11 protein-coding genes and 1 other annotated feature are annotated in these 17258 nt (G+C 31.9%); of the genes, 2 read left to right on the top strand and 9 right to left on the bottom strand.

All coding sequences use genetic code 11. The features are described from left to right. The first annotated feature begins 64 nt into the window (after positions 1–64). Complete coding sequence (locus GXK57_RS01425) at positions 65–748, top strand: Crp/Fnr family transcriptional regulator (protein ID WP_160670340.1); 684 nt, start codon at positions 65–67, stop codon at positions 746–748. Between the two features lie 181 nt (positions 749–929). On the opposite strand, the gene metG (GXK57_RS01420) is transcribed toward GXK57_RS01425, so the two are convergent. The 4 genes from metG (GXK57_RS01420) to GXK57_RS01405 form a co-directional block, all read right to left on the bottom strand. Continuing rightward, complete coding sequence (gene metG / locus GXK57_RS01420) at positions 930–2558, bottom strand: methionine--tRNA ligase (RefSeq protein WP_160670337.1); 1629 nt, start codon at positions 2556–2558, stop codon at positions 930–932. A gap of 71 nt (positions 2559–2629) precedes the next feature. Next, complete coding sequence (gene metG / locus GXK57_RS01415) at positions 2630–4564, bottom strand: methionine--tRNA ligase (protein WP_160670334.1); 1935 nt, start codon at positions 4562–4564, stop codon at positions 2630–2632. Positions 4565–4832: 268 nt separating this feature from the next. Then, positions 4833–5075, bottom strand: a binding site (T-box leader). A 49-nt stretch (positions 5076–5124) separates the two neighbouring features. After that, positions 5125–5886 carry a DUF1189 domain-containing protein gene (locus tag GXK57_RS01410; RefSeq protein WP_160670331.1) on the bottom strand — a complete coding sequence of 254 codons (762 nt, stop codon included), beginning with the start codon at positions 5884–5886 and terminating at the stop codon, positions 5125–5127. Positions 5887–6042: 156 nt separating this feature from the next. Further along, complete coding sequence (locus GXK57_RS01405; protein ID WP_160670328.1) at positions 6043–9252, bottom strand: SNF2 helicase associated domain-containing protein; 3210 nt, start codon at positions 9250–9252, stop codon at positions 6043–6045. Between the two features lie 220 nt (positions 9253–9472). On the opposite strand from GXK57_RS01405, the gene GXK57_RS01400 reads away from it, so the two are divergent. Further along, entirely contained in the window at positions 9473–12331 is a 2859-nt protein-coding gene (locus GXK57_RS01400) for a penicillin-binding transpeptidase domain-containing protein (RefSeq protein WP_160670325.1), read from the top strand. A 58-nt stretch (positions 12332–12389) separates the two neighbouring features. Here the strand turns inward: GXK57_RS01400 and GXK57_RS01395 are convergent, their stop codons facing one another. From GXK57_RS01395 to GXK57_RS01375, 5 genes are all read right to left on the bottom strand, one after another. Then, positions 12390–13997, bottom strand: a complete 1608-nt coding sequence (locus GXK57_RS01395; RefSeq protein ID WP_160670322.1) for an AarF/ABC1/UbiB kinase family protein — start codon at positions 13995–13997, stop codon at positions 12390–12392. 44 nt (positions 13998–14041) lie between these two features. After that, positions 14042–14422, bottom strand: a complete 381-nt coding sequence (locus GXK57_RS01390) for a phasin family protein (protein ID WP_160670319.1) — start codon at positions 14420–14422, stop codon at positions 14042–14044. Positions 14423–14441: 19 nt separating this feature from the next. Further along, positions 14442–14882 (bottom strand): hypothetical protein, encoded by a 441-nt coding sequence (locus tag GXK57_RS01385; protein ID WP_160670316.1) that lies wholly within the window; start codon positions 14880–14882, stop codon positions 14442–14444. 26 nt (positions 14883–14908) lie between these two features. Further along, a complete protein-coding gene (locus GXK57_RS01380) occupies positions 14909–16153 on the bottom strand; it encodes an aminopeptidase P family protein (protein ID WP_160670313.1) in 1245 nt (414 codons plus the stop codon). 188 nt (positions 16154–16341) lie between these two features. Beyond that, entirely contained in the window at positions 16342–16782 is a 441-nt protein-coding gene (locus GXK57_RS01375; RefSeq protein WP_160670310.1) for an ACT domain-containing protein, read from the bottom strand. Positions 16783–17258 lie beyond the last annotated feature (476 nt).

The raw sequence follows: 17258 nt of genomic DNA, 5'->3' as shown, positions 1-17258 counted from the left end.
TAGTGATTTTTATATAGTTTAAAATTATGCACTTTTAAAGTATCTTTATATGGTTGGTGATAATATGAATAATACTAGTTCAATAATTATAAATCTTCAAAAATGCAAGTTATTTTCCCATTTTACTGAAGAAAATCTTAAACCCATACTTTCAAATAGTAAATCATCCTTAAAACGCTATGGTACAAATGATATTATCTTTATAGAGGATGAGCAATGCAAGCATCTTAGTGTTATTCTAGCTGGCAAAATTGATATACAAAAATTTGATTCTGATGGCAATGTACTTGTGGTTTCCACCATAGAAACCGGAAATGTGTTTGGTGAAAACTTATTATTTGGAGATAGGAATCAGTATCCAATGTCGGTTATATGCAAAGAACCTTCTGAGGTACTTCATATAGCAAAGGAAGCAGTATATGAACTATGTGAAAAAGACCATGTGTTCATGCTTAAATTATTTAGAATACTGTCTAATAAAGCAGTTGCCTTAAGCTCCAAGTTAAAACAAGTAAGTATGAAGTCATTACGTCAGATGATATGTCATTATTTGATGATAATATACAATAAATCAGAAAACTCTTTAATAGAACTTAATATGACTAAAAAAGAATGGTCTGATAAACTAGGTGTTCAACGCCCTTCACTATCGAGAGAACTAATAAAAATGAAAGAGGAAGGTCTTATAGATTATGATAGAAAATCTATTAAGATATTAGATATTGAGGCTATAGAAGAACAAAGTTAAGTTTTATGTTCATAATTTTTTTATGATTTTGACATCAAACCGACATATTAGTAGTCTATAGTTATATATGTAAAGTAGCTAAGCACAAAATAATTTTACCCCTTAAAACCATTTATAAATAGGCTAAAACCCTTGAAAGTTGTTCCCCTTACACATACTTTCAAGGGTAATTTTTTACTATCTAGGCCTTTCCAGCTTTTAATCTCATAACCTCATATTCAATCGTCTTCTTATCAATTCTTTCAAATAACAAATCTATATTGTTTATTTTAATATCTTTTAGCTCTACGAAACTCCAACTAGCTTTCTCTATACCTAGAAATCCTCTTAACTTTTCACAGGAAAAAGGTATTATAGGATTTAGTAAGTTTGATAAATTAGCTATAATCTGAACACAGTTGTATAGTGTTTCTTTACATCTTTTTTCATCTTCCTTGATGGTTATCCACGGTGTTTGTTCGTCAAAAAGCTTGTTACCTCTCTTTACTAAAGCAAATATAGTGTTTATCGCATCTTTAAACTCACCATTCTCAATGCTTTTTCCTGCATTAATATAAGTCTTTTGTATGTCATCTCTTATTTTTAAATTTAATCCACAGTTGTATAGAATTCCATTATAGTTTTTGTTGATAAAAGTCAGCGTTCTGTTGATAAAGTTGCCAAAGCCCCCTAAAAGTTCACTATTGTGCGCATTTATAAACTCTCTCCATGAAAAATCTGAATCTCTCTTTTCAGGACCGTTTGACATTAAAAAGTACCTTATAGAGTCTGGATTATAATGTTTTATAATATAAGGCACCCACACTGCCCAGTTTCTACTAGTTGAGAATTTTTTCCCTTCAAGATTCAAATATTCACTTGATACTATTCTAAGGTTCACATCTTCGAATCCAAGTGCAAAAAGTATTGAAGGAAATATAACTGTATGGAAAGGAATATTATCTTTTCCATGAATCAAGTATACTCTACTATCCTTTTCACTCCAGAATTTCTTAAGCAGATTTCTATCGTCATTGCAACATCTAAGAGAAGCTGAAAGATAGCCCATAACCGCTTCAATCCAAACATATATCTTTTTATCCTCGAAGCCTTCAATAGGTACATCTATTCCCCACTCTAAATCTCTGGTTACAGCCCTATCTCTAAGTCCATCATTGATATATCTTTCAGTTAATCTTACTGCATTATCTCTCCAACCATGCTCTGAATCTAACACTTTTCTTAGCTTTTTATCAAAACTAGAGAGTTTAAAAAATAGATGTCTACTTTCTTTTACAACTGGCTCTGAACCACATATCTTGCATTTTCTATCTATCAAATCTTCAGGATCAAGAATTTCTGAACACTGTTCACATTGATCTCCTCTGGCAACTCCTCCACAATGAGGACATATACCTTCAATATACCTATCTGGAAGAAATTGATTACAGCTTTCACAGTAAGTTTGAGCTACAACTTTTTCATATATAAATCCATTATCGTATAATTCCTTTATATACTCTTTTACCACCTTATGATGATTGGAGCTGTCGGTTTTATCATACACATCATAGGATATTCCTAATGATTTAAAACAGTGCTCGAACTCTCTATGATAATAATCTGAGATCTCTCTTGGAGCCTTCTTTTCTTCCTTAGCTTTTATGGCTATAGGTGTTCCATGACAGTCACTGCCTGAAACAAATATAACCTCATCACCTTTCGCTCTATGGTACCTAGCAAGTACATCTCCTGGAATTACAGATGATAACCTACCTAAATGCAATGAACCATTGGCATAAGGCCAAGAATTACCTATAATTACTTTCATTTATTTAGCCCCCTATTTAATATTGATTAAGCAAAAACTCGCCTACGTTATAGACGAGTTTTTGATAGTTCTTATCTTACAACACTTCCAGTTTCAATATTGCCTGGATCAACTACAAACAAATTACCGTCATCATCAGTAGCTGCTGCAAGAATCATTCCTTGAGAAAGTTCTCCTCTAAGCTTTACAGGTTTTAGGTTAGCCACTAAAACTATATTCTTGCCAACAAGCTCTTCTGGCTTATAGTATTGTGATATTCCAGATATAACCTGTCTTTCTTCTCCACCTAAATCCACCTTAAGTTTTAATAACTTCTTAGCACCTTTTACAGGCTCACAAGCAATTACTTTCGCAACTCTTAAGTCTATTTTTTCAAAATCTTCAATAGTTATTTCCTCTTTAATTGGTTTCATCTCAGATTTCTTTGAAGCTTGAAGCTGAGCTTCTCTTAGGGCTTCTAATTCTGCTAACTTTGCATCTACATCTATTCTTGGGAATATAACTGTACCTTTATTAACCTTATTACCAGCACTAGTTCCATCAAAAGCTGAAAGACTGTTCCAAGTTGTAACCTCAGCATTTATCTGTTCATTAATCTTTGTACTTGTTGTTGGCAAGAACGCAGATATCATAACTGAAGCAAATCTTAAGCTTTCTATTAGGTTATATAAAACTGTTCCAAGCCTTTCCTTCTTAGCTTCGTCTTTCGCAAGTATCCAAGGAGTAGTTTCATCTATATATTTATTAGCTCTACCAATCAAGCTCCATATAGCTTCTAAGGCTTCAGGAATCTTTAATTCATCTATTGCAGCTTCTACTTTTCCAGGAGTAGCTAAAGCCAATCCTATTAATTCATCATCAATTGCTTCTTTTGCAGTTGGAGCTGGAACAACACTGTCAAAGTATTTTTCTATCATAGTTATTGTTCTTGATAAAAGATTTCCTAAATCGTTGGCAAGATCTGAATTTATTTTCTTTATAAATATCTCATTATTAAATAGTCCATCAGATCCAAATGGTATTTCTTTAAGAAGATAATATCTAACAGGATCTACTCCAAAACTATTTACAAGAGCCACAGGATCTACTACATTACCCTTTGACTTTGACATCTTCCCACCATCTACTAGTAACCAACCATGACCAAATACTTGCTTTGGCAACGGAAGGTCAAGAGCCATTAACATAATTGGCCAATATATTGTATGGAATCTTAATATATCTTTTCCTATTAAGTGAACATCTGCTGGCCAGAACTTTTGGTAAAGAGCTGTATCTTCATTACCATAACCTAAGGCTGTTATATAGTTTGAAAGCGCATCAATCCATACATATATTACGTGATCAGTATCAAAGGTTACTGGTATACCCCAATTAAAGCTTGTTCTTGATACACAAAGATCTTGAAGCCCTGGCCTCAAGAAGTTATTTAGCATTTCATTCTTTCTGGACTCTGGTTGTATGAACTCAGGATGCTCTTCGATATATTGTATCAATCTATCTGCATATTTACTCATCTTGAAGAAATAGGCTTCTTCCTTAGCCTTTTCCACTGGTCTACCACAATCAGGGCACTTTCCATCTACAAGTTGAGTTTCTGTCCAGAAGGATTCACAAGGAGTGCAGTACCAACCTTCATATGAGTCCTTATATATATCACCTTGATCATATAGCTTTTTAAATATATCCTGAACTGCTTTGATATGATAGTCATCTGTTGTTCTTATAAACTTATCATAACTTATATCCATAAGCTCCCATAAACTCTTTATACCTGCTACTATCTCATCTACATATTCTTTAGGTGTAACCCCTTTTTCTTCTGCTATTCTTTGTATCTTTTGTCCATGCTCATCTGTGCCTGTAAGAAACATAACATCATATCCTGTAAGTCTCTTAAATCTAGCAAGTGCATCTGCTGCAACTGTAGTATAGGTATTTCCTATATGTAGATTTGCGGATGGATAGTAAATTGGTGTTGTAATGTAATATGGTTTTTTACACATATCTATGTCCTCCTAATGTATATTATATTTATATTATTTCCTTCATTATTCTATAGATTAATAATTATACATAATTATGAAGCTCATAAAATTATATTAAGTATGACCATTCATAAGTTTTCTTTATGCTATTGCTAGTATAAAACAAACCAGCTTAGCATCTTCTAATAATTAATATTAACCTATAAAACAAAGATTCTGTTAAAGTAGTATGTTGAAATTAAACATAGCCAAAATAAAAAGCCTCTGCATAGACTATATATGTCCATGCAGAGGCGAATTCACGCTGTACCACTCTACTTTATATCTATCTCACAATAGATACCTCATTAAGTGACTCCACTAAAAGCTTTCATCACTTTGCAATGTAACGGTTGCTACCGTACTTCCCTAAAAATTCAGGAAATCTACTCCGAGTCCATATTCATGAAACTTTCTGTCACTGGCTTTCACCTACCCCAGCTCTCTTATAGGCAGTCCATATCATTACTCTTCTCTTCAATGTATTTCTATATATTATATTAGTTTACATTAAAAACAATGTCAATAGCTTTATTATATTATAGTTCATCAGCCAATTCTTCTAATTCAGCCTTATTTATTCCTTGAATACCAAGGTATAAATATACAAGACCTATAACAAAAGGTAATATTGTAGTGCCACGGAAGTTTAATCCCGCTACTGCAAATATTGCACTTAACACCACTGAAGGAGTTGTAGCATATAAACTTAATTTGTATCTTTGACCAAAGGTTGTTTCACCTTTAAATATTGTTCCCAACAATGCAACTAATAATGCTCTAATATAAAATCCTATCATAAATGTAATAGCTGAGAATCCAAATAGCAATGCTGCTAATGTAGCATGCATGTCTAAAAACTTTCCAATATCAGCTTTTCCAACCTTTAAGTTCATCATAGAGTATTTTTGATTTAAAGCAGTTGTACCATCTGTTCTTACAACTAAACTATCTCTTCCAAAGATCACAGCATTCTTATATTTATCAGCCAAGACATTAACATCAGAAGTGTTATCTAGTACAAAAGTGCTCTTATCCATTACTATTTCAGCACTTTTATTATCAGGTATTTTCAGTTCTCCACCTTCTATCTTGAAATCAGGAACCTTCTCAGTATACTCACTAGCTAAATCCTTCATAGTACTGTTTACTTTGTATGTAATCGGACCGAAGGCTACTATAGAAAAAACAATAGCTAAAAGTAAGCTATAAAGAAATGATTTTCCCCCTGATTGCTTTTTAAAAACAGCATAACTTTTGAAGTCATAAAAACTTTTAATGAATCCCTTAAAAATATTCATTATAATACCACCCTTTTCAATTATAATTATTTTCTTAACTTATATTATTATTTTAGGGCTAAAAACTTAAGTTAACCTTAAGAAAAGTTTATGACTATCTTAAAATTTACATAGATATCAGTATGTTCCATAAAAAACTAGAAATCAGTAAAAAATCTATCTGAATAAATCTTTAAGATCTTCTAGGGACATATCACTAAAAGTATTATAATCTTTTATGTCTTCACCTATTATCTTTTGTATAAACTCCTTTTTCTTTCTCTGCAGATCATATACACGTTCTTCTATTGTACCTCTAGTAATAAGTTTAATAACTTCTACAGCTTTCCTTTGGCCTATTCTATGAGCTCTATCAGTAGCTTGTTCTTCTATTGCTGGATTCCACCACGGATCATAGTGAACCACTATCTCTGCTCCTGTTATGTTAAGTCCAGTACCACCTGCTTTTAGTGATATAAGAAATACCAAATCTTCTCCAAGATTAAAGCGCTTTACCATCTCAGTTCTTTCTTTTATATCAGTATCACCATCTAAGTAAAGATATGCTATATTATTATCCTCAAGATGAACTGCTATATTTTTAAGCACAGTTGTAAAAGAAGAAAAAACTAAGATTTTTCTTCTATTTGCCTTTGACTTTTCTACTATATTCATTAAAGCCTCAAGCTTTCCGCTATGTCCCTTATATCCTTCAATGAGCACAGAGGGATCGCTACATATCTGCCTAAGTCTCGTTAATGCTCCAAGTACTTTAAGCTTAGGAACATCTAACCCCTGCTTCTCAAATTCTCTTAATGCGGCCTTAGAATAGGATGCATATATCTTCTTCTGCTTATCAAGCATATCAACGGAGATAGAATACTCTATCTTAGGAGGCAGCTGTTCCAGTACCATATTCTTAGTTCGTCTAAGTATAAATGGCTTTATCTTTCTATTTAATTCTTCTAGTGCTCCTGTATCTCTATCCTTCATGATAGGTGCCTCATATCTAGTAGAAAAGTTCATCTTGCTCAAAAGATATGCTGGCATTATAAAATCAAATATTGACCATAAGTCTCCAAGATTGTTTTCTATAGGAGTTCCAGTTAGAGCGAACCTACAACTTGCTTTTATCTTCTTTACACTTTTAGCATTCTGAGAATTATGATTTTTAATATTTTGTGCCTCATCAATTATGCATACAGAAAATTCTTTATTTGAATATAACTCTATATCTCTTCTTAAAAGAGCATATGAAGTGATGACAACATTATAATCTTCATATTGGCTTAACAAGCTTTCTCTAAGCTCTTTATCCCCTTGAACAATTGCCACCTTTGTATCAGGTGCAAATTTTTCAAATTCATCTCTCCAATTATATACAAGAGAACTAGGCACTACTATTAAAGCTGGCAATCCAATATTTATTGACTTTAAAAAAACTATAGTCTGAAGAGTTTTTCCAAGCCCCATCTCATCCGCCAATACACCACCAAATCTAAATTCATAGAGCATATTAAACCATCTAAATCCATCCTTCTGATAGTCTCTCATAATCTTACCAAAAGCTTTTGGTATATCAATATCTGAAACATCCATTTTCTTTGTTCTAAAATACAGATTATCAAATTCTCTTGTGCTCTTCATAAATTCTAGTTGATTTTTTTCTATAATATCTTCTATGTAATATCCTTTATAAGAAGGCACCTTAAAGTATCCATTATTAAGTTCATCTTTCCTTACCTCTGCATAAGCAAGTATTTCTTCTAAAACCTTTAATTCCTTCTCTTCAAGGGTTATAAAATCACCATTTTTGAGCTTATAGTATTTCTTTTTCTGCTTTATTGAGGCAAAAATGTTCCATAGCTCTCTACTATCTACCCCTTCAATAGAAAAATATATTTCTAAAAGTCCATTGTCACTCATTCTTATGGCACCTTTGTAACTACTAGGAGTATATACCTTTAGCTTTTTAAAACTCTCAGAATAATAAATCTCGCCTAAACCTGATAGGGACACCACTCCCCGTCTTAAAAATTCCACTACCTTTTCTTCATCTTCAAGAACAAACCTATCTTCTTGAATAAAACCATAGCTATTTATTGTATTTACAATGTCTTGCTCTTTAACCTTCTCTCTAATGATATATTTAGGTACGTCTACTTCTTTAAGAGCATCAATCTCATACTGTCCGTAACAATAAACTATATCTAAAAATATATTGTCATTGTCTCTATCCATGTAAAATCTAGCTTTAAGAGGTACTACCTCTAGCTCTTCCCTAGACACCTCATCTATGTTAACAAAACTACTATGTTGGCTTAAAGTAGGCAACACCAAAGAAGTAAGCTTATCTCTATCCTCATTTTCAAAAGATATTGAAGCTTCCTTTTTTAAAATATTAATTATGGGCTTAAGCACTTTGATACTATTTTCGTCGGGCAAGTATATATTATTATTAAGAAACAATACATCATTTTTAGAAGTTAATGCTATTGGAATATCTTCGCCGTAGGAAAGTTTTATTGTATTCTCATAAGCATTAATTATAAAATTCATTGGATTGTCTTCAATTATCTTTACACCGCTATATTCTCTTCCATTGATGCTACAATCTATATCTCCTTTAATCGTTCTAAGAAGTCTTTTTAATTGAGTTAAAGACAGATAAGCCTTTCTACCTTCTATCAATCTCATATTCGGAGTAGAATAATTGTATAAATTTCTTGTAAGCCTATCATTTTCATCTATCTCTCTTATAAGCTCTATAATCAGCTTACTGTCTTCACCAAAATAATGAATAGCTCCATTAAACTCAAAATTTTTAGATAAACTTATTATTTTCCCATCATCATAAGCTTGCAAAAATTCCTTTATGTCCTTTACTAGAAAAAGTTTTTCTTTCCCCACCTTTATTTCAATTGAGCTTTCAACAAAATTCATTCTATTAAACTCAAGTTTAACACTCAGATTAAGTTCTTCTCGATCTTGGTTCAATAAGACTGTACTCATCTCATCAAAAATCTTTCTAACTTGTAGATTATTTCTTTTGTAAGCTACAGTATTCTGTTTTTCTCTAAAAAACTTCACCATTACTGCAGCTATGTGCTTACATATTCCTTTTCTTCTATAGTCCTGATGAAAGAACTTACAATTACAATTGAAGCTTGTAAAGCCAACATTATCATTTAATGAAATACGTACATTATACCTATCATCGTTAATATCTGATTTCACATATGTATCTATAAAATAAGAGTGCCCCCCCTTACCTTCTAATGATTTTATATTTATTGAAAAATCCTCAACTAGACTATCTTCATAACATTGTATTCCCTTTAAGTATTGTTTTTTATCACAATAATGTAATATAGAATTTTCCTCCATAGATATAGCCTTTCTTCGTTTCTAACTTTATAAAAGAATTATACTTTGAATGATGAAAAAAATATACTTATAATTTGATGAATATTTATAGAGATTTTTCTAAAAATATACTATTGTTACCAAATAAGTATAGAAATATATCCAGTTTTATGTAAAAATAATACTTGTTATAATTTTATAATTATATAATTTTTTTCAAGTTTATGAAGGGTGGTATGTTATGAAAGAAAAAAAGGAAAAACGGAAAATTTTAAATAGATTTAACGCGCTTCTAATGATAATGCTATTTGTCTTTATATGTATAATATCAAGGTTGATATATCTACAAGTTTTTAAATATGATGATTATACAGAAAAAGCTAACACTAGATCAAGGAGAGTTATATCAGAAAAAGCTGCAAGAGGTAAGATATTTGATTCTTCAGGTAATATATTAGCTACTAACAAGACTATTTATAAGCTTACTTTTACTACAACGGATGAGTCTTCAGCGAAGTTTTATGATACCATGAGAAAGGTATTTAAGATATTAGACGATAGAGGCGACGAACAGCAAGACAGCTTTAAACTTAAAATAGATAAAGATGGAAAACCCTACTTTGATTTTACTGGTGATTCTGACGATACTCGAAAAAATCAAGAAATATCCTTTAAACGATCTAGAAATCTTAATGATGTTGTAAAAAAGACTATCCCCGCTTTAAAGGATAAAAGCGATCTTACCTTTGATGAAGAAAATCAAATCAATGAAAAACTTTTAAAAATTAGTGCAGAAGACACTTTTAATTATCTACTAAAATACTACAATATGTACGACATACTGAATCCCACAGATAAAGAAAAGAAGATTTATAGAAATAGTTATACACCTAAGGAAATAGCAACAACACTATTAAAAAAATATCCTATTCAAGAACTTAGAAGATATATGTTAGTAAAAGATGCTATAAAAATGCAAGGCTCTTCAAATTTTAAACCTATTACAATAGCATATAATCTAAAGCAAGATACTCCTTATATCTTTTATCAAAAGCTTAATGACTTACCAGGAATAGATGTATCTGTAGAACCAATGAGAACTTATCCCTATGGAAAAGATACTTTAGCTTCTGGTGTAATAGGCTATGTTTCCTCAATAGATAGTTCAAAGAAAGACAAATATGAAGAAAGAGGCTATGACGTATCCACTGACCTTATAGGTAAATCAGGCATAGAATCAGCTTTCGAGTCTGTATTGAAGGGTAATACAGGGCACACAATTGTGAATGTAAATTCTGAAGGAAGAAAAACTGAAGAACTATTTAAGCAAGCCTCTACTCCTGGCGAAAATATATACCTTACTCTAAATAAAGATATTCAATATGCAGTTGATAAAACTCTACAAGATAGACTTAATTTTGTAGCAACACAATATGTAGATCACGAGGATGGAAATAAAAGCAACTTTAATGCAACAAGAGGCGCCGCTATAGTTATGGAGGCCAAGACAGGTAGAGTGCTAGCACTATCCAGTTATCCAGGCTATGATGCTAATATTATTTCTGATCCTAGCCTACTTACTCCAGAAGTATCTAAGCACTACTTCTCCCCAGACTACGATAAGCTTGGGCAGGACTTCATAAACAAACATCATCTAAATAAGACTGTTGATGATTTGTTTCCAAAAGATAAAAGTGGTGTAAGACAAGATCCATATGATCTTATTCCTAAGCCTTTTTATAACTATGCTACCACTGGGCTTATTCACCCTGGTTCTACCTTTAAACCACTTACAGCTTTAGCAGGCCTTCAAGAAGGAGTTATAGATGGTAAAACTACTGTCAATGATGCCGCTCCTTTTACAGATAAATTACTAGGTAGCCAGCAATTTCATGATGATGGATATCATGGTTCAGCAGTAGACATAAAAAAAGCTATAGCTGTTTCCTGTAACTATTTCTTTTACCAAACTGGACTAAAGCTTTATGAGAAAAACGGAATGAACACTTCCGCCTTGGACAGTTTAGCTAAATATGCTTGGCAACTAGGCATGGGTAGCGACCCTAAAAGTAAAACAAAAGGAAGCACTGGAATAGAAATAGGTGAAAGTTTTGGTCAGACTTATAATTATCAATATGCTAAGGAGCAAACTATACTGTATGCCAAATTTGAACTTGTTAACGCTCTTGAGGCTGGAAAGTATGGTGATAGTATTACCTTTGTACCTCTAGACATAGCAAACAAAGATGACGACAGTGATGACTTAAAAGCCACAAAACAAAAAATTAAAGACTATGTTTTAAACTTTATAAAGAACACAAACAGCTCAAATATAGTAGGGTTAAATGATTTTGATAAAGGCCTAGATCCATTACTTAATCAGCTCCAAAAAGATTCTAAGGTTTTTGGAGATAGAGTAAAGAAATATACTGACTCTGGCAAAAAATACTCCAACTATAACGTAAAAAAGGCTATTGAACAATTTATCTATGATAAAACTGCTATCATAAACACACCTGCCCAATTAGTTCTTGCATCCATAGGACAGGGTATGAATGACTTCTCAATAGTTCAGTTAGCAAACTATATCGCTACTATAGTAAATGGTGGTACTAGATATAAGGTACATTTAGTGGATAAAGTAACGGACTCCTCAGGTAAAGTAGTCCAAGAATTTAAACCTGAGGTATTAAATAAAATAGATATTAGTCCTACAAACCTGAGTTTAATAAAACAAGGTATGCAACAAGCCAATACAGATGACTTAGGAACTGCTAGTTCAGTATTTAAGGACTTTCCAATACCTACAGGAGGTAAAACTGGTACAGCAACTTACAACGAACAAACTCAGGAATCAATAGGAAGAAGCGCATATGGAGTTTATGTATCTTGTGCTCCAATAAATGATCCTGAAGTAGTTGTTGCTGTAGTAATGTATGATGGTGCACATGGTTTCTTAGCTGCAGATGTAGCAAAAGCTGCTTACGAAGTGTACTTTAAAGATAGACTACAAAAGGATTATCCATACTATCAGCCTACTTTTCCTTATACATTTACTCCTGGGCTTCCTGATTATAAGGATGATACTAAATCTAGATAGAATACGTTCTTAAAAACAGGCCATACCATTCAACAAAAATTGGACGGTATGGCCTGTTCTACTTCAAATTACCAGATCTTATTATTGATATCAGAAGCCACAGTGCAAATATTCCTGAAGCAAAGTATCCTGTTATACCTATAACTGATATATCCCTTACCTTTGGGCCTACATTGGAACCAGTTATTATAGATGAACCAATGATCATACCTGCTACTATAAGTCCGAAAACTACTCTATTTATCATCTTATTAAGATGATCAACTGTCTTTTCAAGGTCTGGGATCTGAAGGTTAACCCTAGCTCTTCCTTGAATTACGCTATCAGATAGTTCTACTATTTTTGAGGGAATCTTTATACTATCTCTCAATATAGTATAGGTCTTTAAAGCCAGTTCATCACTTCTTAACTTGTTTAAGATAAAGTACTTGTTTTTTGACTTGACAAACGGTATTGCAACGTCCAATATGTTCATATCAGGAGCTATTTCAGCTATTACGCCTTCTAATATAACCATACCTCGAACAAGTATTATTAGTTCTGTTGGAAGCTGTATATTATTTCTTTCTGCAATATCAAAGACTTCTCTAAGTAAAGTTGATATTCTTATATTTTTTAAGGAAGTGGATAGATAGTTGGAAAGGAGATAATCTATATCATCATATAATACCGTCCTATCTACTCTACCTTTCTTTACTCCTACCTCCATTAAGAAATCCATTACTTTGTCTATATCCTTTAAAGCTATAGCCATCATAGCATCATTTAATGATTCTTTTATTGATTCTGAAAGTTCTCCCATAAGCCCAAAGTCAATAAAACATATCTTACCATCTCTTATTAGAAGATTACCTGGATGTGGATCTCCATGAAAGAATCCATCATCAAATATTTGCTTACAATAGGAAAGAGCAAGCTTTTTCGCAATATCTGTCCTATCATATCCTTCTTTTACTATATTATAGATATCATTGATCTTAAACCCCTGTATATTCTCCATAGTAAGCACTCTAGTTGAAGTAAACTCTTCAACCACATAAGGTACTGCTATGCATTTAACACTCTTATTTAGTATTTTAAATCTACTTATATTATCCCGTTCTCTTTCAAAATCCAGTTCCTTGCTAGTTGCATCCATAATCTCTTGCAGAGCCTCTACAGGATCCATAAGCATTCCATTAAACCTAGTCTTTGTTAGCTTTACTATCCTCTTCAGTATAGAAATATCCAGTTCCATCTTCTCACGTATATTAGGTCTTTGAATCTTTATTACAACTTCTCTTCCATCTTTCATAACCCCTTTATGTACCTGAGCAACTGAAGCAGAAGCCAGAGGAACACTCTCAAGATATAGAAAAACATCATCAATGTTCATATTAAACTCTTCTTGAAATACTTTTGCTATAACACTAAAAGCTTCCCAAGGCACATCATCTTGAAGCTTAGCCAATTCCTTAGTGTATTCTTCCGGTAATAAGTCAGTCCTAGTACTAAGAATTTGGCCAATTTTTATAAAAGTAGGCCCTAGTTCAACAAAGGCTTTTCTTAAATTTTCTGGTGATTTATTTGCAGAAGGTTTCATAGTGGTATTAATTAAATATCCAAAACCATAGTAAGCAAAAACCTTAACTATCTCTCTAAATCTTTTTAGTGTTTCTTTTCTCATAGTTCACCTCAATACATAAAGGTAAAGGGGTGCAAAAAGCCCCCTTATTGTTGTTCTTTATTTTCATCAATATTTTGTATCGCAACTTTTCCGATTATTTCTGAAAGCTTATTTTCTAGATATTCAACCCTATCCTTCAAAGCATCAAATTCTATTCTTGTAGGAATATCCTTATCCTGTAGCTCAGTATTTAGTTCTTGCTTTGTGAGTGGCATCATATCATCAATCTTATCCATAACCTTATTTGTTGTAGTTGACGCCTTTCCTTTAAAGTCTCTCAAAAGCTCTTCAGACAATTCTTTTCCTTCATCAACTGTTATCTTGCCCTTTTCCACCATATCATTTACTATTTCATTAGCTTTTTCATAAGTAGTTGCAACTGCTCCTACACCTGCAAGCATAACCTTTTTTAATTCATTAAACATATAAACATCTCCTCATAAATCAAGTTTTCATTTTAAACTCATTGGCACACTTTTTACAAGTAACAACTATCTTCCCTTTTCCTTTGGGAAGCCTTAACTTTTGACTGCAATTAGGACATTTTACTATTTTATAATTTTTTCTTTCGTTATACCACGAAGCTGCCTTATCTTTATAGTTGCCAAAATTAAAGCCTTTATTACCATACATATTTCCGTTGCCATAATTATTTCTATGAGACAAGACGTTTCCTAATTTATTTCTTATAAAACTTTCAAACTTGAAAGCTTCATTACTTCTTGCTGTTATATTCTTTGAAAAGGCCCTATAGGTGGCATATAGCACCAAAGCAAAACCTATAGTGAGAGTAATTATGTTTCTCCAAACCAAGAACATTAGTCCTAATAAAACTAATATCTTCGATAAGAGATCAAATCCATACCTTCCTTGAAATAACCTCATTTAATCTCCTCCTATAAATTAAGAAATTATCTATTGGCCATAAATTTTTCGATATCCTCAACTGATTTTATCATGTCCTTTGTAAGAACTTCATTACCACCTTCAGTTATTAAAACATCATCTTCTATTCTTACTCCAATGCCCTCTTCTTCAATGTATATTCCTGGCTCTACTGTATATACCATACCAGGCTTCAAATCTACATTTCTTTCTCCAACATCGTGAGTATCTAAACCAAGACCATGCCCTATGCTGTGCCAATAATAATTTCTAACATCTTTCTTATCTTTTATAAGACCTAACCTGATGCATTCTTCAGCAATTAAATCTGTAGCCTTATTATTTATATCTACATAGTTAACACCTGGTTTTAATGCTTCTATTATAGCCTCATTTACCCTAAGCACAGCTTCATATACTTCCTTTTGCCTAGCTGTAAATTTACCACTTATAGGGAAAGTTCTTGTTATATCTGCATTATAATAGTTATATTGAGCTCCTAGATCAAATAATATAAGATCGTCTTCTTTTATGATGCTGTCATTATCTACATAATGAAGAATTGTTGCATTTTTTCCCGCTGCTGCTATTGTTTTGAAAGCTACATCTTTAATACCACTTTTCTTCAAATGAAAGTCAAAAAATGCTTCAAGTTCGTACTCTTTGATACCAGACTTTGCATTTTTCATTAGAGAGTTTACACCATCAATAGTTATCTTAATAGCCTCTCTCATCTCGTCAATTTCTTCCGATGACTTTATTGTTCTAATCTCCGATATAAGACCATAAACATTTCTTATAGCCACATATGGATATAATCCTGCTGCTTCCTTAGCAAATTCTTCTGTTAAAGTAGTTCTTTCTTCATAGCTTCTTCTTTCTAAATCTAAATAAAGATCATTTACTTTACCAGAAGATAACTTTTGATTAATATATCCATTAAAATCCTCTAAATATAAAACTTCTTCTACTCCAGATACTTCTATAGCCTCATTATCTCTTATAGTTTTACCAACCCATCTTTCCTTAATTGGGTCTGGTTTTTGTATAAATAAAGCTTCTTCTACCACTCCGTTTACTTTGGAAAGAACTAACTTATGCTTTTCCTCATCTATACCTGTAAGGTAATAAAAATTCCTATTTGGAGTAAAAGGATATGCTTCATCTGCAGTCTTTTTTGGAGCTTCTCCTGCTAAAAGTACTACTACTGATCCATCCTCTAATTTTTCAAAAAATCTTTTTCTGTTATTAATAAAAACTTCTTTCTTCAATTACGCCACTCCTTTGTTATAAATATATAATCTAAAATGGTTTGATATATTCAAATCATAATCTTTTCTTTAAATATAATTAATCAAAATTTCCTATAATAGTATCATATCATTTACACTATAAAGCAAATTTTCTGAATATTAAAAGTTGATTGATAATCTTATATTAATTGTAATTATAACACAAATTATTCCATTGCAAATAGTTTTACTTTAATAACTCCTTTAAGTGTATCAATCTGCTTAATCAAAGCCTTAACATCAATTTCTAGCGCAGCAATATCCAAGGTTATGGTTGCATTAGCAATCATATTCATAGGTATATCTTGATTTATTGTAAGGACGTTTCCTTTTATTTCTGCAATTTTGTCTAAAACCTTTGAAAGTACTCCCGCCTCATGGCTCATGCTTACTGCAAGAGTTATCTTCTTAGAGTTTATACTTTCACTCATAGGAAACACATGATCTTTATACTTATAGTAAGCACTCCTGCTTATACCAACTTGCCTTATTCCCTCAGTAATATCCTTAACCTCACCTGTATATAGAAGTTCATTAACCTTTAATACCTTTAATAATATCTCAGGAATCACTCTCTCGCTCACAACATAATATCTATCATCTGCCACCTAAGCCACCTTCTTACCCTTACTGTTATAATAGTTTAACCTTGTTTTATTATTTATAGATGTACCACTTCATACTAAAATGTATATATTCAAATTTTCTCTTAATACTCAGAGGAGTATTAAAAATAGATTTCGGATTGAAGTGTTACATCCTTAATTATAGCATACATAATAATTGGTAAATCATTTATAATTTACACATACCAATTTAGCGAAAACTAGATTTTATTTATTTCCTTGATAGAAATTACGAATTTTTTCATATTTGTTTAATGAAGAGCTCTTCAGGAGGTAGCCTATGAAGATTTCAAACAGATTTTTATATGATATTTAAAGGTGTCTCAAAAGATAAGAAATATAGAATTGCATCTAGTAGATTAGATAAATTTTATAATATAGATGAAGCTTCAAAGTTCACTATAGATTTGAAGTAATAAATATAATAGCTAAGGAATTATCCTTAGCTATTTATATAT

The sequence above is a fragment of the Clostridium sp. C8-1-8 genome (assembly GCF_009928445.1).
In the GTDB taxonomy this organism is placed as follows: Bacteria; Bacillota; Clostridia; order Clostridiales; family Clostridiaceae; genus Clostridium_AR.
Note: the sequence above shows the minus strand (reverse complement) of the source record. Positions and strands in the feature narration are given on the sequence as shown.

Coding starts and splice junctions, on each gene's coding strand:
- GXK57_RS01405 (WP_160670328.1), bottom strand. CDS start 9,252: ATGGAGGAAAATTCTATATTACATTATTGTGATAAAAAACAATACTTA.
- metG (WP_160670334.1), bottom strand. CDS start 4,564: ATGTGTAAAAAACCATATTACATTACAACACCAATTTACTATCCATCC.
- GXK57_RS01410 (WP_160670331.1), bottom strand. CDS start 5,886: ATGAATATTTTTAAGGGATTCATTAAAAGTTTTTATGACTTCAAAAGT.
- GXK57_RS01400 (WP_160670325.1), top strand. CDS start 9,473: ATGAAAGAAAAAAAGGAAAAACGGAAAATTTTAAATAGATTTAACGCG.
- GXK57_RS01425 (WP_160670340.1), top strand. CDS start 65: ATGAATAATACTAGTTCAATAATTATAAATCTTCAAAAATGCAAGTTA.
- metG (WP_160670337.1), bottom strand. CDS start 2,558: ATGAAAGTAATTATAGGTAATTCTTGGCCTTATGCCAATGGTTCATTG.
- GXK57_RS01385 (WP_160670316.1), bottom strand. CDS start 14,882: ATGAGGTTATTTCAAGGAAGGTATGGATTTGATCTCTTATCGAAGATA.
- GXK57_RS01395 (WP_160670322.1), bottom strand. CDS start 13,997: ATGAGAAAAGAAACACTAAAAAGATTTAGAGAGATAGTTAAGGTTTTT.
- GXK57_RS01390 (WP_160670319.1), bottom strand. CDS start 14,422: ATGTTTAATGAATTAAAAAAGGTTATGCTTGCAGGTGTAGGAGCAGTT.